The organism is Stenotrophomonas sp. Pemsol (assembly GCF_003586545.1).
Classification (GTDB): Bacteria; Pseudomonadota; Gammaproteobacteria; order Xanthomonadales; family Xanthomonadaceae; genus Stenotrophomonas; species Stenotrophomonas sepilia.
In genome coordinates this window covers 1,145,216-1,164,366 of sequence record NZ_CP025780.1, presented here as the reverse complement: position 1 = coordinate 1,164,366, position 19,151 = coordinate 1,145,216, and the positions used below count along the sequence as shown (strand labels likewise).

Annotated in this window: 18 protein-coding genes; 8 read left to right on the top strand and 10 right to left on the bottom strand. The window is 67.1% G+C overall.

What is annotated here, in order from left to right; all coding sequences use genetic code 11:
* Positions 1–14 precede the first annotated feature (14 nt).
* Genes PEM_RS05290 through PEM_RS05280 form a run of 3 tightly spaced genes read right to left on the bottom strand, consistent with a single transcriptional unit; the run spans position 15 to position 3,027 of the window.
* On the bottom strand, positions 15–1,127 hold the full coding sequence (locus PEM_RS05290) for an ABC transporter permease (protein WP_111127089.1): 1,113 nt from the start codon (positions 1,125–1,127) through the stop codon (positions 15–17).
* Complete coding sequence (locus tag PEM_RS05285; RefSeq protein ID WP_005415939.1) at positions 1,124–2,047, bottom strand: ABC transporter ATP-binding protein; 924 nt, start codon at positions 2,045–2,047, stop codon at positions 1,124–1,126. Before PEM_RS05285 ends, PEM_RS05290 begins: the two co-directional genes overlap by 4 nt.
* A gap of 20 nt (positions 2,048–2,067) precedes the next feature.
* Entirely contained in the window at positions 2,068–3,027 is a 960-nt protein-coding gene (locus tag PEM_RS05280; protein WP_053498639.1) for an HlyD family efflux transporter periplasmic adaptor subunit, read from the bottom strand.
* A 440-nt stretch (positions 3,028–3,467) separates the two neighbouring features.
* Between PEM_RS05280 and PEM_RS05275 the strand changes: the two genes are divergently transcribed.
* The 7 genes from PEM_RS05275 to PEM_RS05245 all read left to right on the top strand — a co-directional run bounded on the left by PEM_RS05275 (position 3,468) and on the right by PEM_RS05245 (position 9,455).
* Positions 3,468–4,454 (top strand): PhoH family protein, encoded by a 987-nt coding sequence (locus PEM_RS05275; RefSeq protein ID WP_005415936.1) that lies wholly within the window; start codon positions 3,468–3,470, stop codon positions 4,452–4,454.
* Positions 4,451–4,936, top strand: a complete 486-nt coding sequence (ybeY, locus tag PEM_RS05270; protein WP_053498641.1) for an rRNA maturation RNase YbeY — start codon at positions 4,451–4,453, stop codon at positions 4,934–4,936. Before PEM_RS05275 ends, ybeY begins: the two co-directional genes overlap by 4 nt.
* 47 nt (positions 4,937–4,983) lie before the next feature.
* Entirely contained in the window at positions 4,984–5,589 is a 606-nt protein-coding gene (locus PEM_RS05265) for a hypothetical protein (protein WP_111127087.1), read from the top strand.
* A gap of 77 nt (positions 5,590–5,666) precedes the next feature.
* Complete coding sequence (locus PEM_RS05260) at positions 5,667–6,233, top strand: hypothetical protein (RefSeq protein ID WP_005415933.1); 567 nt, start codon at positions 5,667–5,669, stop codon at positions 6,231–6,233.
* Between the two features lie 64 nt (positions 6,234–6,297).
* On the top strand, positions 6,298–7,179 hold the full coding sequence (locus PEM_RS05255) for a transporter associated domain-containing protein (protein WP_005408827.1): 882 nt from the start codon (positions 6,298–6,300) through the stop codon (positions 7,177–7,179).
* Complete coding sequence (locus PEM_RS05250; protein ID WP_111127085.1) at positions 7,176–8,426, top strand: DUF4105 domain-containing protein; 1,251 nt, start codon at positions 7,176–7,178, stop codon at positions 8,424–8,426. The genes PEM_RS05255 and PEM_RS05250 overlap by 4 nt, the downstream gene beginning before the upstream one ends.
* 6 nt (positions 8,427–8,432) lie before the next feature.
* Positions 8,433–9,455 carry a magnesium and cobalt transport protein CorA gene (locus tag PEM_RS05245; protein ID WP_111127083.1) on the top strand — a complete coding sequence of 341 codons (1,023 nt, stop codon included), beginning with the start codon at positions 8,433–8,435 and terminating at the stop codon, positions 9,453–9,455.
* A 112-nt stretch (positions 9,456–9,567) separates the two neighbouring features.
* Here the strand turns inward: PEM_RS05245 and PEM_RS05240 are convergent, their stop codons facing one another.
* The 4 genes from PEM_RS05240 to potA form a co-directional block, all read right to left on the bottom strand.
* A complete protein-coding gene (locus tag PEM_RS05240) occupies positions 9,568–10,932 on the bottom strand; it encodes an NAD-dependent succinate-semialdehyde dehydrogenase (protein ID WP_111127081.1) in 1,365 nt (454 codons plus the stop codon).
* An 83-nt stretch (positions 10,933–11,015) separates the two neighbouring features.
* Positions 11,016–11,858, bottom strand: coding sequence for an ABC transporter permease subunit (locus PEM_RS05235; RefSeq protein WP_005415928.1), 843 nt, complete (start codon positions 11,856–11,858; stop codon positions 11,016–11,018).
* Entirely contained in the window at positions 11,855–12,787 is a 933-nt protein-coding gene (locus PEM_RS05230) for an ABC transporter permease subunit (protein ID WP_005415927.1), read from the bottom strand. Before PEM_RS05230 ends, PEM_RS05235 begins: the two co-directional genes overlap by 4 nt.
* Positions 12,784–13,920, bottom strand: coding sequence for a polyamine ABC transporter ATP-binding protein (gene potA / locus PEM_RS05225; protein WP_005415926.1), 1,137 nt, complete (start codon positions 13,918–13,920; stop codon positions 12,784–12,786). The genes PEM_RS05230 and potA overlap by 4 nt, the downstream gene beginning before the upstream one ends.
* A 291-nt stretch (positions 13,921–14,211) precedes the next feature.
* On the opposite strand from potA, the gene PEM_RS05220 reads away from it, so the two are divergent.
* Positions 14,212–15,639, top strand: coding sequence for an NAD(P)-binding domain-containing protein (locus PEM_RS05220; protein ID WP_111127079.1), 1,428 nt, complete (start codon positions 14,212–14,214; stop codon positions 15,637–15,639).
* On the opposite strand, the gene PEM_RS05215 is transcribed toward PEM_RS05220, so the two are convergent.
* The 3 genes from PEM_RS05215 to PEM_RS05205 all read right to left on the bottom strand — a co-directional run bounded on the left by PEM_RS05215 (position 15,636) and on the right by PEM_RS05205 (position 18,992).
* Positions 15,636–16,745: a polyamine ABC transporter substrate-binding protein gene (locus PEM_RS05215; RefSeq protein ID WP_005415924.1), complete on the bottom strand. Its 1,110-nt coding sequence runs from the start codon at positions 16,743–16,745 to the stop codon at positions 15,636–15,638. The two genes, PEM_RS05220 and PEM_RS05215, sit on opposite strands and share 4 nt — an antisense overlap.
* A gap of 91 nt (positions 16,746–16,836) precedes the next feature.
* On the bottom strand, positions 16,837–18,234 hold the full coding sequence (locus PEM_RS05210) for a glutamine synthetase family protein (protein WP_088025507.1): 1,398 nt from the start codon (positions 18,232–18,234) through the stop codon (positions 16,837–16,839).
* Positions 18,231–18,992, bottom strand: coding sequence for a gamma-glutamyl-gamma-aminobutyrate hydrolase family protein (locus PEM_RS05205; protein WP_095378308.1), 762 nt, complete (start codon positions 18,990–18,992; stop codon positions 18,231–18,233). The genes PEM_RS05210 and PEM_RS05205 overlap by 4 nt, the downstream gene beginning before the upstream one ends.
* Between the last annotated feature and the right edge of the window lie 159 nt (positions 18,993–19,151).

Below are 19,151 nucleotides of genomic sequence, written 5' to 3'. Positions count from 1 at the left end.
CCGACCCCCTGCCTTCAATCCAGGCGCTTGCGGAAACGCAGGATCGCCAGGGTCATCATCACCACGATGAAGGCCAGCAGCGCCAGTGCGTCGTGCCACAGCTCCCACAGCGAGGCGCCGCGCAGCATGATGCCGCGCACCAGGCGCAGGAAGTGGGTCAGCGGCAGCACTTCGGCCAGCCACTGCACCGGCCGCGGCATGCCGGCGAACGGGAACATGAAGCCCGACAGCAGGATCGACGGCAGGAACAGGAACAGGGTCATCTGCATCGCCTGGAACTGCGAACGCGCGCGCGTGGAGATCAGCAGGCCCAGCGCCAGGTTGGCCAGCACCAGCAGCACCGCGGCCAGGTAGATGTCGAGCAGGCTGCCGCGAATCGGCACCTGGAACAGCCAGGTGCCCAGCACCAGCACCAGCGTGGTCTGCAGCAGACCGATCGCTGCATAGGGCAGCACCTTGCCGACCATCAGTTCGCTGCGCGATACCGGCGTGGCGATCAGCAGTTCCATGTTGCCGCGCTCGCGTTCGCGCACCACCGCCACCGCCGTGAACATCACCAGGGTCATGGTCAGGATCACCCCGATCAGGCCGGGCACGATGTTCACCGCCGAGCGCCGTTGCGGGTTGTAGAAACTGGTCACGCTGACCTGGCCACCGGCAATGCTGCCTTCGCGCAGCGGCCGCGTATTGCTGGTCGGGCGCGTATCCAGTGGCACCTGCGCCAGCTGGATCGCCGCACTCTGCACCACGGTGTCACTGCCATCGACCAGCACCTGTACTGCTTCGCGTCCATCGAAGCGGCGACGCTCGAAGTCCGCCGGCACCACGATGCCGACGCTGATCTCGCCGCGGCGCAGCGCCTGCATCAGCTGGTCCGGCGTGTAGGCCTCGCTGCGTGGCGTGATCACGCCGGTGGCGGCCATGTCCTGCACCAGCGCGCGTGAGGCGGCGCTGTTGGCCTGGTTGGCGATACCCGCATCGAGGTGGCGCAGGTTGAGGTTGATCGCATACCCGAACAGCAGCAGTTGCATCACCGGAATGCCGACGATCATCGCCAGCGTGATGCGGTCGCGGCGCAGCTGCCGCACCTCCTTGAGCATGATCGCCCACAGCCTGCGCAGGTTCATGCCGCTGGCTCCCTGCCACGGCCACGGGTGGCGGCCACGAACACGTCCTCCAGGTTCGGCGCCACGATTTCGATATGCGCTTGCGGGTCGGCGCTGGCCAGCGCGCGCCGCAGCACTGCGACATCCGCTGCGCCCTCATTGCACAGCACGCGCAGATGGGTGCCGATCTGCGCCACGCTCAGCACGCCGGGCAGCTCGGCCAGCACGCGGCTGGCCTGGCGTGGCTGCGATGACGTGACCTGCAGCGTGCGTCCTTGCAGCCGTGAACAGAGCTCGGCCGGCGTGCCGTCGGCCACCAGTGCGCCGCGATCAAGGATCGCCAGGCGATGGCAGCGCTCGGCTTCGTCCATGTAATGGGTCGAAACCAGCACCGTGGTTCCCGCGTCGGCCAGTTCGAACAGGGCCTCCCAGAAGTCGCGGCGCGATTCCGGGTCGACCGCGCTGGTCGGCTCATCCAGGAACAGCAGTTCGGGCGAATGCACCACGGCGCCGGCCAGGGCCAGGCGCTGCTTCTGTCCACCACTGAGCGTGCCGGCCAGCTGCGGCTGCCGGTCCTGCAACCGGTACTGCTGCAGCAGCGCATCGACCCGTTGCCGGGCCTGGTTGCGCGGCAGGTCCTGGATGGCGGCGAGGAATTCCAGGTTCTCGCGTACCGACAGGTCTTCGTACAGCGAGAAGCGCTGGGTCATGTAGCCGATGCGCCGGCGCAGTGCTTCGGCCTGCTCGGGAACCGCCAGGCCCAGCACCTCGATCTGCCCCGCACTGGGTTCCAGCAGGCCGCACAGCATGCGGATGGTGGTCGACTTGCCTGACCCGTTCGGGCCCAGGAAGCCGTACACCTGCCCGCGCGGGACGGTCAGGTCGACCTTGTCCACGGCCAGCAGTTCACCGAAGCGGCGAGTCAGGCCCTGCGCATGCACCGCGATGTCCGCACCGGTGTTCAGAAGCGCACCTGCACCGGCAGTCCGGCCGGAAGCTTCTGCATGTCGCTGGCTGCATCCACTTCGATCTCGGCGAGGTAGCTCAGGCGCTCGACGTCATCGCCGGTCAGTGCGTAGTACGGGGTGAAAGAAGGCTCGCTGCGGATCGCGCGCACATGGCCCTTCAGTACGGTGGTGCCCCCTCCCTCCAGCTGTATCTGTGCCGGCTGACCGACCTTGACCTGCAGGCGCAGCGGCTGCGGCAGGTAGACGCGCGCATAGGGGCGCTCGCCGACCAGCATCACCGCCAGCGGCGCCCCGATCGGTGCCTGGTCACCCTGCCGGTAGGGCAAGGCATCGATCACGCCATCGCGCGGTGCGCGCAGCTGCAGCTTCTGCAGGTTGACGCCCTGCACCACCTGCTGCGCCTGTGCGGCGTCGGCGGCCGCCTGGCCCTGAGCGATGTCCTGCGCGCGACTGCCGTGCACCCGTTCCAGCCAGGCCTGCTCGGCGGCACGCACGCTGGCCGCGGCATTGCCGGCGGCTGCCCGTGCACGGTCCAGCTCGGCGGCGGCGATCAGGCGCTGGCGTGCCAATGGTTGCACCCGACGATAGTAGGCAGTGGCTTCAGCAGACTGCGCGCGCAACGCGGCCAGTTGTGCCTGGGCCTGTGCGATCTGTTCCTGCCGCGGGCCGAGCTTCAGCTCTTCCAGCTGGGCCTGCGCGCGCGCCGTGTCGGCCTGCGCCGCCGCGAACTGCGCGTCGCCGCGGGCGGGGTCGAGCTGCATCAGCACGGCCCCGGCCTTGACCCGCTGGCCCTCGCGCACCTCCACCGTGGCGATCACCTCGGCCGCCGGCGCCGGCACCGTGATCCGGTCCCACTCCAGTGTGCCCAGCGCCGTTGGCGTTGACTGCCCACAGCCCGCCAGCAGGCCGATGCCCGCCAGCCCGAGTCCACGCATCCCGTTGCCGATGCCCATGCCATCCCCTCCTGCGACGGCGACACGGTGCCACCTGCCCCGTGCACCCTCAATGATTCCGATCAGCCCTGACGGTTTTTTCGCCACGTACGGGCGAGCCTTTTGCTGCAAGGTTCCTCGCCACCTATCCACAGCTTGATTCAGCATCATTCCACAGCCGGTGTGGAGAACCGGACGGGGGCGGCCGTACTGGCTGCCTGGCAGCGGAAGATGCGCTGCCGTCACAGGAGCGGCCGACCGTGACGGTTTTTTCACCACCACCTCATACGCCTTGTGGCACAAGCACTGCGAAGGCCTATCCACAGGTTTTCGCGCCCCCCGTCCACACCGGGTGTGGAAAACCGCGTATCGGCCCGCCGCTGGCCGCATGCCCGGTACGCGCGTAACCTTGTCACCCCGAGTCCATCGCGGTGGACGGCGCCCCCGCCCCACCCCAAGCAATGAAAAGCATCGATCATCGAGACTTCACCCTGTCACCGGAAGACAACGAGCGACTGGCCAACCTGTGCGGCCCCTTCGACGGGCACCTGCGCCAGATCGAGCTGAAGCTCGGCGTGGAGATCGCCAATCGTGGCTTCGTGTTCCGCATCAGCGGGCCCAACGAAGCCATCGTCGAGGCGCAGAAGCTGGTTGAAGCGCTGTACGCCGAAGCCGGCGAAACCACCTTCGACAACCACGCCATCCACCTGCGCCTGGCGCAGGCCAACGTCGAGCAGATCGCCGAACGCTCCTACGAAGCGCAGGACGTGGCAATCAAGGTCAAGCGTGGCACGGTACGTGGCCGCGGCGCCAACCAGGGCCGCTACCTGCACCAGATCGCCACGCATGACATCAACTTCGGCATCGGCCCGGCCGGAACCGGCAAGACCTTCCTGGCCGTGGCCAGCGCGGTCGAAGCACTGAACGAGTCACGAGTGCAGCGCCTTATCCTGGTGCGCCCGGCGGTGGAAGCCGGCGAGAAGCTGGGCTTCCTGCCCGGCGACCTGAGCCAGAAGGTCGACCCGTACCTGCGACCGCTGTACGACGCCCTGTACGAGATGATGGGCGTGGAGAAGGTGGTCAAGCTGCTGGAGAAGAACGTCATCGAGATCGCGCCGCTGGCCTACATGCGCGGCCGCACGCTCAACGATGCGTTCGTGATCCTGGACGAGGCGCAGAACACCACCATCGAACAGATGAAGATGTTCCTGACCCGCCTGGGCTACGGCTCCACGGCGGTGGTCACCGGTGACCTGACCCAGACCGACCTGCCCAAGCACGTGAAGTCCGGCCTGCGCGACGCGATCGATGTGCTGCGCGAGGTCGAGGGCGTCAGCTTCACCTTCTTCGAATCCCGCGACGTGGTCCGGCATCCGCTGGTGGCGCGCATCGTCAGCGCCTACGACCGCCGCGACCTGCATCAGATCCAGCCTGGAGCAACGCCATGACCCGTGGTCCCGTGCGACTGGACGTCGCCGTCAGTTATGCCCTGCCACGTACCGGGCTGCCGGCGGCAGTGAGCTTCCGCAAGTGGGTGGCCGCTGCGTTGAAGGGCCGCATCCGTGAGGCCGACCTGGCCATCCGCGTGGTCGATGCCAAGGAGGGGCAGTCGCTGAACCGCCATTACCGTGGCAAGGACTACGCCACCAACGTGCTCAGCTTCCCGGCCGACGTGCCCGAAGGCCTGCCCAAGGGCGTCAAGTTTCCATTGCTCGGCGACCTGGTGATCTGCGCACCGGTGGTGGCCCGCGAAGCCGACGAACAGGGCAAGGCGCTCAACGCCCATTACGCGCACCTGACCGTGCACGGTGTGCTGCACCTGCTCGGCTGGGACCACGAAGACGACAAGGAAGCCGAGGCGATGGAGCAGCTCGAGCGCGACATCCTGGCCGAGCTGGGCATTGACGACCCGTACGCGGGCGAGCGCTGACGGCCACGCATACCGGGTTCATCACAGAGGACACCCCCATCGCGCTGTTGCCCGCACTCATTGCCGCTCTTCTGCAGGTAACCACTGCCCCGGGCATCGACCCCGACCGGGAACGACCGTCGCCGTTCCCGGCCAGCGACAGCGCCGCCGACATTGCCGCCAAAGTCGCCGAGGTGCAGGCCTTCTTTGACGTCAGCCAACAGACGGCCCGCCAGGCGGTCGCCGAGGCGCAGCAGCACGCGTTGATGGAACGCTTGAGGGCGCGCCACGCGGCACGCCTGGCCGGTATGTGGGTGGACAATGCGACGGGGTGGAACGTCGTCGTTCGACTGACTGGGCCGGCACCTGCGGCCGATGAGACCCATCCAGGGGCGGACGGCCCGCAACGCGTGCGCTACATCATCGGCGCTTCAATGACCGAAGCGGAGATGCAGCGCCGTCTTCAGGCGCAGCAGGGCTGGTTCATCCCGCAGCTGCCCGGCCTGACCGGCTATGGCCTGAACGTCATGACCGGTGAACTGGAGCTGGAACTCCGGGATACCGCTGGCGCGCGCGCAACGGCGGCGACCGTGCGCGACCACCTGCAGGCGCTGCTGGGCTACCCGGTCAGGCTGCGCTGGTACCCAGCGGCATCGCACCTGCAATCTCCCTGACTGCGTAGAGACGCTCGCGATAGCCGACCGGGACCGGTACGATCACCGGCCTGCCTTCCGTTGCGGATCCAGTGCCCGTGCTGCGTATTGTCCTGCCCCTGCTGCTCGTCGCGTCCGCCCCGGCCGCTGCCTTGGACCTGCCGGCGCTGATCGAATGCCGCCAGGGCGTAGCCGATCACGCTGCACTGGCACCGCTGCTGGCTGATCCGCTGAAGGCCGTCGCCCACGGCCTGCAGCCGCTGCCCCAGGGCAACCAGTTCATGAGCGAGTACCGACTGGCCCAGCCGATCAGCGTGTTCGGCGACCGCACCGAACGGGTCGCCGTGGCCGGCTCCAGCATCATGGCGATCCTCGACCAGGCTGACCCGCGGCCGTTGGCCAAACGCCTGGCGCTGGAGACCGGCTACGACCAGGACGGCAAGTTCATGGCCGGCCGCGAGCTGGTCAGCCGCGACGTGACCGACCCGAAGAGCGGCGAGGCCCAGATCGAGTCGATCATCCTCAGCGTCTCCACCGTGGCCTCCCATCCGGGCAAGACCCTGGCCGGCTGTACCTACAGCCTGGACCTGCCTGAAGAAGAAGCCCCTGCCCGGCCTGAACTGGCCCCGCCGCCGATCACCGGACCGGGCAGCGACGGTCACTGACAGGCCGCCACATCCTGCTAGACTTGGGCCAACGCCCGGCCTGCCGGGTGCCTTTTTTCCAGAGATGTCAGAAGACGACAGTAGTAGCTCCCCTGCGGAGCACAGTGAAAAGAAGCGCGGTTGGCTTGAACGCCTGACCTCGGCCTTCTCCGGCGAACCCCACACCCGCGACGAGCTGGTCGCTGTCCTGCACACCGCGCAGGAAGAGGGTCTGATCGCCGCCGATACCCTGAAGATGATGGAAGGCGCCATTTCGGTGGCCGAGCTGACCGTGGGCGACGTGATGATCTCGCGCTCGCAGATGGTCTCGCTGCCGGTCGAAGCGCCCTTCCTGGAACTGATGAAGCAGGTGGTCGAATCGGGCCATTCGCGCTTCCCGGTGCACGGCGAGAACAAGGACGACATCCTTGGCATCCTGCTGGCCAAGGACCTGCTGCGCGGCGTGGTCGCCGACAACGGCCCGGCCAACGTGCGCGAGCTGCTGCGCCCGGCGGTGCTGATCCCGGAGGCGAAGAAGCTGAACGTGCTTCTGAAGGAGTTCCGCCTGTCGCGCAACCACATGGCCATCGTGGTCGACGAGTACGGCGGCGTTGCCGGTCTGGTCACCATCGAGGACGTGCTGGAGCAGATCGTCGGCGAGATCGACGACGAGCACGACGAGGCCGAGGATCCGTCCGCGCAGATCGCCATCCAGTCCGACGGCCAGTACGTGGTCGACGCGCTGACCCCGATCGGCGACTTCAACGAGCGCTTCGGCGCGACGTTCTCCGACGAGGACTACGACACCATCGGTGGCCTGGTCACCGAGGCCGTGGGCCACCTTCCGGAAGTCGGCGATGAGCTGGCACTGGACCGCTTCATGTTCCGCGTGGCCCGCGCCGATGCGCGCCGGGTTCAGGCCTTCCACGTGACCGTGCTGCCGCCGGACGCGCAGGACGACGCTTGAAGCGCCGCGGCCTGATCCTCATGGTGTGGCTGGCACTGTGGGTGCTGGCCATGGCCCTGCCGCTGGCGGCCTTCGCGCAGCCGGCGGCAGCCGTGCCCGCACCGGCCACCGCCAACGCGGAGGCCCCGGCCCCGCGCATCGGCGTGGTGACCATGCAGCCGGGCACGGTTTTCTTCGAACGCTTCGGGCATGACGCCATCGTCGTGGTCGATCCGGCCAGTGGCGAAGCGACCTCGTACAACTTCGGGTACTTCGATCCGTCCGAGGACGACTTCATCAGCCGCTTCGTGCGCGGCGACATGATGTATTACCTGGTGGCGCTACCGCTGCAGCAGGACCTGTCGTACTACGACGAGACCGGCCGCGGTGCCAGCGTGCAGTGGCTGGACCTGCGCCCTGACCAGGCGCGTGCCCTGGCCGCTGACCTGGCCGAGCGGGCCAAGCCGGAAAACGCGCGCTACCACTACGACTACTACACCGCCAACTGCGCCACGATGGTACGCGACACGGTGGACAAGGCACTGGGCGGTGGCCTGCGGTCGCAGTTGTCGGGGCGTTCGCGCGGCAACACCTACCGCAGCGAGTCGGTGCGCTTGGCCTCGCCCGCCCCGTGGATGTGGCTGGGCTTCGATGTCGGCCTGGGGCCGTTCGCCGACCAGCCGCTGTCGCGCTGGCAGGAAGCATTCGTGCCGATGCGCCTGGCCGATGCGCTGCGCCAGGCACGCAACAGTGATGGCCGGCCGCTGGTGCAGTCCGAACAGGAACTGCTGCCGCACCGCATTGATCCGGAGCCGAAGGAGTTCGCGCGTCGTTGGTGGCCGTGGCTGCTGCTTGGCCTGGTCGTGGCCGGCGGCGTGCTGGCGCTGCGCAACCGGCCGCGCCTGCTGGCTGGGCTGGCCCTGCCGTTCTGGTTGTTGTGCGCCGTCGCCGGCAGCCTGCTGGTGTTCCTGTGGGGCTTCAGCACCCACTACGCCGCCTGGGCCAACCGCAACCTGCTGCTGCTTTCGCCGCTGGCCGTGCTGCTGCTGCCCGGAGCAATCAGCCTGCTGCGCCGGCGCGTGCCGGGGCGCATGTTCAGGATCGTGCTGTGGCTGCTGGCGGTACAGGCCGTGGCCGCGCTGGTGCTGCACTGGCTGAGCCTGCAGGCCCAGTACAACGTGCAGTGGATCGTACTGCTGTTGCCCGTGCACGCGGCACTGGCCTGGGTGTTGGGGCGCCGTCCTCACTTGTCCGAAACACGGCGCTGACGCACGATGGCGGGCATGTCATTGCCCGCCTCCGCTTCCGCCCCTGCTTCAGCCAACCCCGCCTGCGTCATCAACTGCGTCCACTATGATGACGAGGGCATACGCCACGATATCAGCCTGGACGCCATCAGCGATGTCATCGCCAGTGGCAATGGCTTCGTGTGGGTCGGCCTGTACGATCCCAACGACGATGTGCTGCTGAAACTGCAGGAAGAATTCTGCCTGCACGACCTGTCCATCGAGGATGCGCGCAACGCGCACCAGCGGCCCAAGGTCGAGACCTACGGCAATTCGATGTTCGTGGTGGTCACCACCGCGCAGATGGTCGACGAGCGCATCCAGTATGGCGAAACCCATGCCTTCCTCGGCCCGCGCTTCCTGGTGACGGTGCGCCACGGCGCCTCGCTGTCCTACGCGCCGGTACGTGCTCGGGTCGAGCGTGAGCCGCAGCTGCTGAAGATGGGCCCGTCGTACTGCCTGTACGCGGTGACCGACTTCGTGGTCGACAATTACCTGCCGATCGTGCACCGCTTCCGCGACACCCTGGACCTGCTGGAAAAGGACATCTTCGCCGAGAACTACAAGCGCAGCACCGTGGTGCGCCTGTACGAGCTCAAGCGCGAACTGAACAAGATGCGGATGGCGGTGGCGCCGCTGCAGGATGTGCTGGCCCAGCTGCGCCGTTACCAGGGCGAGCTGGTTCCGGACGAAGTGAAGCTGTACATCCGTGACGTGCACGACCACGCGGTACGCATCAGCGATGTGATCGACACCCTGCGCGAGATGCTGGGCACCGCGCTCAGCGTGAACCTGTCGCTGGTGACGCTGGCGCAGGGCGAGACGGTCAAGCGCCTCGGTGCGTGGGCCGCGCTGCTGGCGGCACCGACGCTGATCACCAGCTGGTACGGGATGAACTTCAGCCACATGCCGGAGCTGAGCCAACCGTGGGCCTACCCACTGATGATCGTTGGTGTGGGCGGCGTCTGCGTGGGCCTGTACCGGTTGTTCAAGCGTTCGGGCTGGCTGTAGAGCGTATCGACCCGCGGTCGATACCCACAAAACCGGGGACATATCGACCAACGGTCGATACCCACCAGACTGGTAGGCCACGACCGTTGGTCGTGGCGCATTGCATGATCCATCAAGCCACGTAAACGGTCTTGATGTTCATGAACTCATGGATGCCGTGGTCGGCCAGTTCCCGGCCAAAGCCAGACTGCTTGCTGCCGCCGAACGGCAGCCGCGCATCGCTTTTGACGATGGCATTGACGAAGGCCGCACCGCATTCCATGCGTTGCGCGAAGGCTTCGCCGCGCACGGGATCGCGCGTCCACACACTGCCGCCCAGGCCGAAGCGCGTGTCGTTGGCCACGCGCAGTGCCTCGCTCTCATCAGCGACCCGGATCACCGCAGCCACCGGACCGAACAGTTCCTCGTCGTAGGCCGGCATGCCCGGGCCGACCTGGTCGAGCACCGTGGCCGGATAGCCGGCATGGGTGCCGGCAATCGGCTCGCCGCCTATCAGCACCCGCGCACCCTTGGCCACGCTGGCCTGTACCTGCTTGTGCAGTTCATCGCGCAGATCGGCACGGGCCATCGGCGCCAGCGTGGTGCCCCGCTCATCGGGGTCGCCGTACTGGCGCTCGGCCGCAGCTTCCACGAAGCGACGGGTGAATTCATCGGCTACCGCCTCGACCACGATGAACCGCTTGGCCGCGATGCAGGTCTGCCCGCTGTTGTCGAAGCGCGACTTCACCGCTGCCGCAACCGTCTTGTCGAGGTCGGCATCGTCGAGCACCACGAAGGCATCGCTGCCACCCAGCTCCATCACCGACTTCTTCAACTGGCTGCCGGCGTTGGAGGCGATCGAGCGCCCTGCCCGCTCGCTGCCGGTCAGCGTCACCGCCTTCACCCGTGCGTCGCGCAGCACGTCGGCGGCCTGGTCGTTGTCGATGTGCAGCACGTCGAACACGCCGTCCGGCAGGCCGCCATCACGGCACACCGCCAGGATCAGGTCGGCACACTGCGGCACGTTGCTGGCGTGCTTGAGCAGGGCCACGTTGCCGGCCATGAACGCCGGTGCGAGGAAGCGGAACACCTGCCAGATCGGAAAATTCCACGGCATCACCGCGAACACGCAGCCGATCGGCTCGTAGCGCACGTAGCTGCGCTGGGCTTCGGTGTCGATCAACTGCGGCTTGAGGTAGTCGGCCGCGTGGTCGGCGTAGTACTCGCAGGCGGCAGCGCACTTGTCGACCTCGGCCAGCGCTTCGGCCTTGAGCTTGCCCATCTCGTGGGTCATCGCCTGCTGCAGGTCGTCGCGGCGCGTGCGCAGCTGCGCCGCGATCTGGCGCAGGATCACGCCGCGTTCCTGCAGCGAACGCTCGGCCCAGCCAGGGAACGCATCGGCGGCGGCCTGCAGGCGCTGCTCGATGTCGGCAGCGCCCATCAGTTCATGGCGGTAGGTCACCTGGCCGGTGGCCGGGTCGACGATCTCGACGGTCATGGGGGATCTCCATCTGGAAGACCCCCATTGTGCGCCGCCGGCCGTGAGCCGGGTGTTGCCGGCACAGTGGACGGATCGTGTACTCAGCCGTTGTCCTGCCGCGCCAGCTGCAGGTCGCGCTGGCGCCGCTTCTCGGCGCGGGCATTGATGTACCAGCCGATCACCGCGGCGATCGATACCGCCGACACCAGCAGCGTGGCCAGTGCATTGATCTTCGGGCTGATGCCCATGCGCACCGACGCGAACACCTTCATCGGCAGCGTGGTCGAGCCCGGCGTGGCGACGAAGCTGGCCACCACCACGTCATCCAGCGACAGGGTGAACGCCAGCAGCCAGCCCGCCACCAGCGCCGGCGCGATGATCGGCAGGGTGATGCGGGTGAACACGGTCAGCCGGCTGGCCCCGAGGTCCATCGCCGCTTCTTCCAGCGACAGGTCCATTTCCTGCAGCCGCGAGGACACCACCACGGTGACGAAGCACAGGGTGAAGGTGACGTGCGCGATCCAGATGGTGGCCAGGCCGCGCGCCGGGAAGCCCGGAATCGCGCCCATCGAGGCCAGCAGCGCCATCAGCGAGAAGCCCAGGATCACATCCGGCATCACCAGCGGCGCGGTGACCAGCGCACCGAACAGCGGCTTGCCACGGAAGCGCTTGAAGCGGGTCATCACCATCGCCGCCAGCGTGCCCAGCACGGTGGCGGTACAGGCGGTCCAGAACGCCACCACCAGGCTGGTCCACATCGCATCCATCAGCGCGCGGTCGGCGAACAGGTCACTGTAGGCGCGGGTGGAAAACCCGGCCCAGACCATCGCCAGCCGCGAGCTGTTGAACGAATAGAACATCAACAGCAGGATCGGCAGGTACAGGAAGGCGAAGCCCAGCAGCAGCACGCCCAGCCCCAGGCCCTTGGCGGTACGCGGGCTCATGCCTGCTTCCCTTCCAGCAGGCGCTGCTGGGAACGGTTGAACAGCAGGATCGGCACCAGCAGCAACAGGATCATCGCCACCGCCATCGCCGACGCGCCCGGCCAGTTGCGGTTGTTGAAGAACTCGTTCCACAGCTGGCGGCCGACCATCAGCGTCTCCGAGCCCCCCAACATTTCCGGAATCACGAATTCACCCACTGCCGGGATCATCACCAGCATGCAGCCGGCGATGATGCCGGCCTTCGACAGCGGCAGGGTGATACGGAGGAAGGCCTGCCATGGCTTGGCACCCAGGTCGTAGGCCGCTTCCAGCAGGCGGTGGTCATGCTTGACCAGGTTGGCGTACAGCGGCAGCACCATGAACGGCAGGTAGCAGTAGACGATGCCGATGTAGGCCGCGGTCGGCGTATCGATCAACTGCAGTTTTGGCAGGCCCATCGACGTCATCAGCGCCTGCAGGCCGGTGAACTGCAGGAACTGGTCAAGCAAGCCGTTGCGGTCCAGGATCGCCTTCCACGCATACACGCGGATCAGGAACGAGGTCCACGACGGCAGCACCACCAGCATCATCGCCACGTTGCGTGCGGCCGGCGACAGGCGGGCGATGGCATAGGCCATCGGGTAGCCGATCAGCAGAGTCAGGAAGGTGGAGATGGCCGCGATCCTGATCGAGCTCAGGAAGGCCTGCGCATAGATCGAATCGCGGAACAGCGCCAGGTAATTCTCCAGGTTCAGCTTCAGCGAGAACCCGCCGTCCACGTACTGCAGCAGCCAGGTATACGGCGGCGAGCCGACCCGGCTGAGCGAGAAACTGATCATCAGCACGATCAGGAACGGCACTGCGAAGAACAGCAGCAGCCACAGGTACGGAATGCCGATCACCGTGGCACGCAGCCCCGGCAGCCAGCGCTTCAGGCCGGCGACGCTCATGAGGTGAGCACCACGCCGTCGTTGTCGCGCCAGTGCACCCACACCTCGTCGCCCCAGGTGAAGCCATCACTGGCCCAGCGCTGCGAGTTGGCGAAGTTGGCCAGCACCTTGGCGCCGCTGGGCAGGCGCACGTGATAGACCGAGTGGCTGCCGAAGTAGGCGATGTCCTCGATCACGCCCTGCGCCTTGTTGGTGTGCCCTTCCGGCTCGTCCTTGCCGATCATCACCTTCTCCGGGCGCAGCGCGAACGCGACCGGCTGCCCTTCATAGCAGGTGATGCCATGGGCAATGTAGATCGGCGCCGGGAACAGCGGCGAGCGCACGGTCACGTACTCGGGCAGGTCCTCGTCGATCACCCCGTCAAACAGGTTGACCGAACCGATGAACTCGGCGACGAAGCGGTTGGCCGGCTGCTCATAGACCTCGTCCGGCTTGCCGACCTGCTGGATCCAGCCGGCATCCATCACCGCGATGCGGGTGGCCATGGTCATCGCTTCTTCCTGGTCGTGGGTGACCATCACGCAGGTCACGCCCGACGATTCGATGATGCTGACCAGTTCCAGCTGCATCTGCGAGCGCAGCTTCTTGTCCAGCGCGCCCATCGGTTCGTCCAGCAGCAGCAGCTTCGGCCCCTTGGCCAGCGACCGCGCCAGCGCCACGCGTTGCTGCTGGCCACCGGACAGCTGGTGCGGCTTGCGTTTGCCCAGGTGGCCCATCTGCACCAGGTCGAGCATCTCGCCGACGCGCTTGCTGATCGCGTCCTTGCCCAGGCCATCCTGCTTCAGGCCGAAGGCGATGTTCTGCTCGACCGTCATGTGCGGGAACAGGGCATAGGACTGGAACATCATGTTGACCGGCCGCTGGTACGGCGGCAGCGCGTCCAGGCGCTGGCCATCGACGGTGATGCTGCCCTTGGTGGGCGTCTCGAAGCCGCCCAGGCAGCGCAGCAGGGTCGATTTACCACTGCCGGAGCCACCGAGCAGAGCAAAGATCTCGCCCTTGCGCACGTCCAGGTTGACGTCGTCGACGGCGACGAATCCGTCGAATTCCTTGCGCAGATCACGAATGGAGAGATAGCCGGGCGCACCGGTCGTGTCGACGACGGCGGCTACCGGCTGGGCTTCAACGGGCATGGGGGCTCCGGGAGCGGGCGGTGGACAGCGGCGGCCATTCTAACGGCCGGGGGCCGAAGGGGATATGACGGCAGTGGGTGGAAGCGGCCGCTGGCGCGCCCAGGCCTCCCGAGGTGTGTCGGTTTTCCCCCGCCATGGTGGCCTGTGCGCCGGGAGGCCCGGGGTCTCCTCGACGCCCGGACGGCCGTCCCGGCCAGACACCACGGGCGGCGGCCCGATCTGCAACATTTTTCAGAGCGGGATCCATTGAATGCCCGGGACATTCCCCGCGCAATGCCCCGGATCTAGGCCTTGCATGGACCGACCCTGGTGATTTCCCTGGACAGCCCCTCCCCTTTCCCGCCCCGCCTGCCGGGCTGCCTGCCTGCACGGCTGCCGCTGGTCATCATCGGCGCCGGCCAGGCCGGGTTGTCGCTCAGCGCGCTCCTGCAGGAGGCCGGCGTCGAGCATCGCGTGCTGGAGGCCGAAACCGTGGGTGCCAGTTGGCGGCGACGCTGGGATTCGTTCCAGACCAACACCGCCAACGCGACCATGGCCCTGCATGGCCATGCCTATGCCGGGGATGACCCGGAAGGGTTCATGGGGGCCCCGGAAGTGATCCGGAGGCTCCGCGACTATGCCGACGAGCGCTCGTTGCCGATCAGCGAAGGGTGCGTGGTCCATCGGGTCGGGCCCGAGTCCGGTGGCTATGCCATCGACAGCAGCCGGGGACTGATCCATGCCCAGGCGGTGGTGGTTGCCACCGGTGAATACCGCCGGGCGCGGTTGCCCCGGGCCCCGTTCGCGCCCGCAGCAGGCCTCACCATGCTGCACTCCAGCGACTACCGCGGTCCCGGCCAGCTACCCGAGGGCGCGGTGCTGGTCATCGGCGGCGGCCAGTCCGGCGCGCAGATCGCCCAGGACCTGCGCGACGGTGGTCGCAGCGTGTACTGGTCATTGGCCGATCGTCATTCGCACACCCGTCGGCTGCGCGGCAAGGACTCGATGACCTGGTGGGACATGGCCGGGCGCATCCATCAACACGTAAGCCAATCGGCGGCCGTACTGGCAGGCGAGCCGGGCGCGCTGCGCAAGGCCCGCACCGCGGAGTTCCCCCTGATTTCCGGCAAGGGAGGCGCCGGCCTGGGCAGTTCGATCAGCCTGCTGGCGATGCACCGTGCAGGCATCAGGTTGCTGGGCCGGTTGCAGGAATTCAATGGGAACACCGCCCGCTTCGCCGATGTCCGCCCGCAACTTCGCGCCGCGATCGAAGCGACGCGGGCCGAGTATGCCTATCTCGATTCGCTGGCCAGCGCGTACTACGCCACGCGGCCCGAACCGCGCACCGACGATGCCCGCTACATTCCCGAAGAGGTCTACCTGCACTGGGAGCCGGAACCGTCCCCGTGCGAGCTGGATCTGCCGTCCGCAGACATCCGCTCGGTGGTGCTGGCCACCGGTTTCGTCGCCGAGTGGCCCTGGCTCGATGTACAGGGCGCGCTGGATGCCCACGGCTATCCGCTGGGCGAGTTTGGCGTTTCCCCGCAACCGGGCTTGTTCTTCATCGGCATGCACAACCTGCAGCGGATGAGTTCGTCGTTCCTGTGCAACGGCGGCCGCGATGCACGCGACCTGCTGCCGGCCATCCTGAGGCACCTTGGCGAGGGCGGCGGTACCGATTCCGGCACGGTGAAGCAAGGCGGCCGCCGGGCAACGCCCGGCGGCGCCAGACCCGCTTAACGGCCGGTCTTCACCTCGGTCCACAGCCGGGTGTAGAGCTTGTCGGTCTCCGGCGTGTTGATCGAGTAGGTGAACATCTTCTCGGCCACGTCAGCCGGCGGATAGATCGTCGGGTCGGTGCGGATCGCCTCGTCCACCAGCGGTGTCGCGGCCGGGATCGGGTTGGCGTAGTGGATGAAGTTGGTGTTGGCCGCGGCGACCTTCGGTTCCAGCAGATAGTTGATGAACCTGTAAGCCGCTTCCGGGTGCTTGGCGTCCTTCGGGATCGCCAGCATGTCGAACCACTGCGGCGCACCTTCCTTCGGGATCGAATAAGCCACGTGCACGCCATTGCTGGCTTCCTCGGCGCGGTCGCGGGCCTGGATGATGTCACCCGACCAGCCGACCACCAGGCAGGTGCCGCCATTGGCCAGCGAACCGACGTACTGCGAGGAGTGGAAATTCTGCACGTACGGGCGGATCGACTTCAGCAGGTCGGCCGCCTTCTGCAGTTCGGCCGGGTCGCCGCTGTGCGGATCCAGGCCCAGGTAATGCAGCGCGATCGGGATCATGTCGGCCGGCGTGTCCAGGATGGTCACGCCGCAGTCCTTCATCTTGCTGATGTTCTCCGGCTTGAACACCAGGTCCCAGCTGTTGGCGATATCGGTGCTGCCGCCGAAGCGCTGCTTCAGCATGTCCACGTTGTAGCCGATGCCGGTGGTGCCGATCATGTACGGCACGCCGTACTGGTTGCCCGGATCCTGGGTGGCGATGCGCTTCATCACCGCCGGATCGAGGTTGGCCAGGTTCGGGATCTTGCTCTTGTCCAGCGGCAGGAACACGCCGGCCTGGATCTGGCGGCCGAAGAAGTTCAGGGTCGGCACCACCACGTCGTAGCCGCTGTTGCCGGCCAGCAGCTTGGTCTCGACCATCTCATCGCTGTCGAACACATCGTAGGTCACCTTGATGCCGCTCTCCTTCTCGAAGGTCGGAATGGTGTCCTCGGCGATGTAATCGCTGTAGTTGTAGACGTTCAGGACCTGGCTGTCCTGCGCGCCGCCGTTGCCACCGCCACAGGCGGCAAGCATGGCGGAGGCCAAGCCGAGCGTGAGGATACGCAGCTTCATCGGGTGCTCCAGAATGCGGGAAGGGGGGCCGGCGGGGCCGGCGACGGGTGCCAGCCTACCCCCCGGCGGCGGATTTTTCTATTCCAGATGCTCAGACGTTCAGCAGCAGGAACTCGCGCTCCCACGAGCTGATGACGCGGAAAAAGGTCTCGTATTCCTTGCGCTTGACCGAGATGTAGGCGCGGCAGAAACGCTCGCCCAGCAGGGCCTGGAGCTCGCTGCACTGCTCCAGCCCGTCCAGCGCCTCGCCCAGCGAGCGCGGCAGGTTGTAGCCCAGTTCCTTCGCGCTGCCGGTCACCGGCGCGTCCGGCGCCAGCCGCTCGCGGATGCCGAGCAGGCCGCAGGCCAGGGTGGCGGCCATTGCCAGGTACGGATTGGCGTCGGAACCAGCGAACCGGCTCTCCACGCGCATGTTTTCCGGTGTATCCAGCGGCACGCGCAGGCCGCAGGTACGGTTGTCGAAACCCCAGTGCACGTTGCTCGGCGAGACCTCGCCGAACACCAGGCGCCGGTAGGAATTCACGTTCGGCGCGAAGAACGCCATCGCCTGCGGCGCGTACTTCTGCAGACCGCCCAGGTAGTGGCCGAACACCGGGCTGAACTCACCCTCGGCATCGGTCTCGCCAGCGAACACATTGCTGCCATCGCTCACCCGCACCAGGCTCTGGTGGATGTGCATGGCACTACCGGGCTCGTTCTCCATGGGCTTGGCCAGGAACGTGGCGTACACCCCGTGGCGCATCGCCGCCTCGCGCATGGTGCGCTTGAACAGGAACACCTGGTCGGCCAGGTCCATCGCATCGGCATGGGTGAAGTTCACCTCCAGCTGTGCTGCGCCGGATTCGTGGATCAGCGTGTCCACGTCCAGCTTCATCGCATCGGCGTAGTCGTACATCAGGTCGAGGATCGGGTCGAACTCGTTGACCGCGTCGATCGAGTACGACTGCCGCGCGGTCTCCGGGCGCCCCGAGCGACCGGCCGGTGGCAGCAGCGGGAAGTCCGGGTCGGTGTTCTTCTGCACCAGGAAGAACTCCAGCTCCGGCGCCACCACCGGGCGCAGGCCCAGTTCCGCATAAGCCGCCAGTACGCGGCGCAGCACGTTGCGCGGCGCAAGCTCGTGCGGTTCGCCGTTCTTGGTGTAGCAATCGTGGATGACCTGCGCGGTGGCGTCGGCCGCCCACGGCACCATGCGCACCGTGTCCGGATCGGGCCGCAGCATCATGTCCGAGTCCGACGGCGAGGTCAGGTCGTAGTAATCGTCAGGGAACTCGCCGGTGACGGTGGTGGCGAAGATGCCTTCCGGCAGGCGCGTACCGTAGTCGTGCGAGAACTTGTCGGCAGGAATGATCTTGCCGCGCGCGTTGCCGGTGATGTCCGGCACCAGGCATTCCACCTCGGTGATGCGCCGCTCCTTCAGCCAGCGCAGCAGGCTGCTTTCCTGCGGTGCGGGGGGCGTGGCCGTCTTGCGCGGGCGCGTTCGGGAACTCATCGGGAATCCAGTCGGTTCTGTTGGTGCTGCCGGCAAGCTTGGCCGAACGCACGGAAAATAGCGTGATAGAACGGCGTCTGCGTGACACGCCACTCCGGATGCCACTGTACGCCGAGCACAAATCCATGGTGCAGGCTGCGCGCTGCCTCGACCAGTCCGTCATCGGCCATGGCCTCGACCTGCAGGCCCTGCGCGAGGCGGGCGATGCCCTGTCCGTGCACCGAATTGACCTGCGCGCGGCCACTGCCGTGCCACTGCGCCAGCCAGCCATCGGCGGCCAGGGTCACCGCATGGGCCGGCCCATACTGCACTTCCACCAGCGCCTGCGGGTCTTCGCGATGGTCGGCCAGGCCGGGCACCGCATGCACCTGCGGATGCAGGCTGCCACCCAGCGCGACGTTCAATTCCTGGAAACCACGACAGATCGCCAGCACCGGCAGGTCCAGCGCCAGCGCTTCGTGCAGCAACGCAAAGGCATTGGCATCCCGGGCCGGATCATGCGGATTGCCTGGCCAGCTGCGGCCACCCTCGTAGTGCTGCGGTTCGATATTGCTGACCGCGCCGGTCAACAGCAGGCCATCGAGCCCAAGCAGCCAGTCGCTGGCCGGCAACGGTGGCTGCAGGCTCGGCAACACCACCGGGGTCACCTCGGCCGCCTCGGCCAGCGCGCGCACGTACTTCTCGCCGGCCACCGCGAAACGGTGGTGGCCGAGCACGGTGCTGTCGGTGGGCAGGCCCACCCAGGGCAGGCGGCGCATGGGGTCACTCCTTGGCGTGCCGACACGTTACCCGTCGCCTGGCAACGGCGGCAAGTCGCTGCCGTCACACCGCAGCTGCCGCGCATCGGCGAAACTACCGGGGTGAACGCTGATCGACCTGCCCTGCTCCGCCCTCCCGCACTGCACCCGCGAGGCCTG

Coding starts and splice junctions, on each gene's coding strand:
- PEM_RS05240 (WP_111127081.1), bottom strand. CDS start 10,932: ATGACCGTCGAGATCGTCGACCCGGCCACCGGCCAGGTGACCTACCGC.
- PEM_RS05245 (WP_111127083.1), top strand. CDS start 8,433: ATGGCGGGCATGTCATTGCCCGCCTCCGCTTCCGCCCCTGCTTCAGCC.
- PEM_RS05255 (WP_005408827.1), top strand. CDS start 6,298: ATGTCAGAAGACGACAGTAGTAGCTCCCCTGCGGAGCACAGTGAAAAG.
- PEM_RS05230 (WP_005415927.1), bottom strand. CDS start 12,787: ATGAGCGTCGCCGGCCTGAAGCGCTGGCTGCCGGGGCTGCGTGCCACG.
- PEM_RS05210 (WP_088025507.1), bottom strand. CDS start 18,234: ATGAGTTCCCGAACGCGCCCGCGCAAGACGGCCACGCCCCCCGCACCG.
- PEM_RS05205 (WP_095378308.1), bottom strand. CDS start 18,992: ATGCGCCGCCTGCCCTGGGTGGGCCTGCCCACCGACAGCACCGTGCTC.
- PEM_RS05215 (WP_005415924.1), bottom strand. CDS start 16,745: ATGAAGCTGCGTATCCTCACGCTCGGCTTGGCCTCCGCCATGCTTGCC.
- potA (WP_005415926.1), bottom strand. CDS start 13,920: ATGCCCGTTGAAGCCCAGCCGGTAGCCGCCGTCGTCGACACGACCGGT.
- PEM_RS05235 (WP_005415928.1), bottom strand. CDS start 11,858: ATGAGCCCGCGTACCGCCAAGGGCCTGGGGCTGGGCGTGCTGCTGCTG.
- PEM_RS05290 (WP_111127089.1), bottom strand. CDS start 1,127: ATGAACCTGCGCAGGCTGTGGGCGATCATGCTCAAGGAGGTGCGGCAG.
- PEM_RS05275 (WP_005415936.1), top strand. CDS start 3,468: ATGAAAAGCATCGATCATCGAGACTTCACCCTGTCACCGGAAGACAAC.
- ybeY (WP_053498641.1), top strand. CDS start 4,451: ATGACCCGTGGTCCCGTGCGACTGGACGTCGCCGTCAGTTATGCCCTG.
- PEM_RS05280 (WP_053498639.1), bottom strand. CDS start 3,027: ATGGGCATCGGCAACGGGATGCGTGGACTCGGGCTGGCGGGCATCGGC.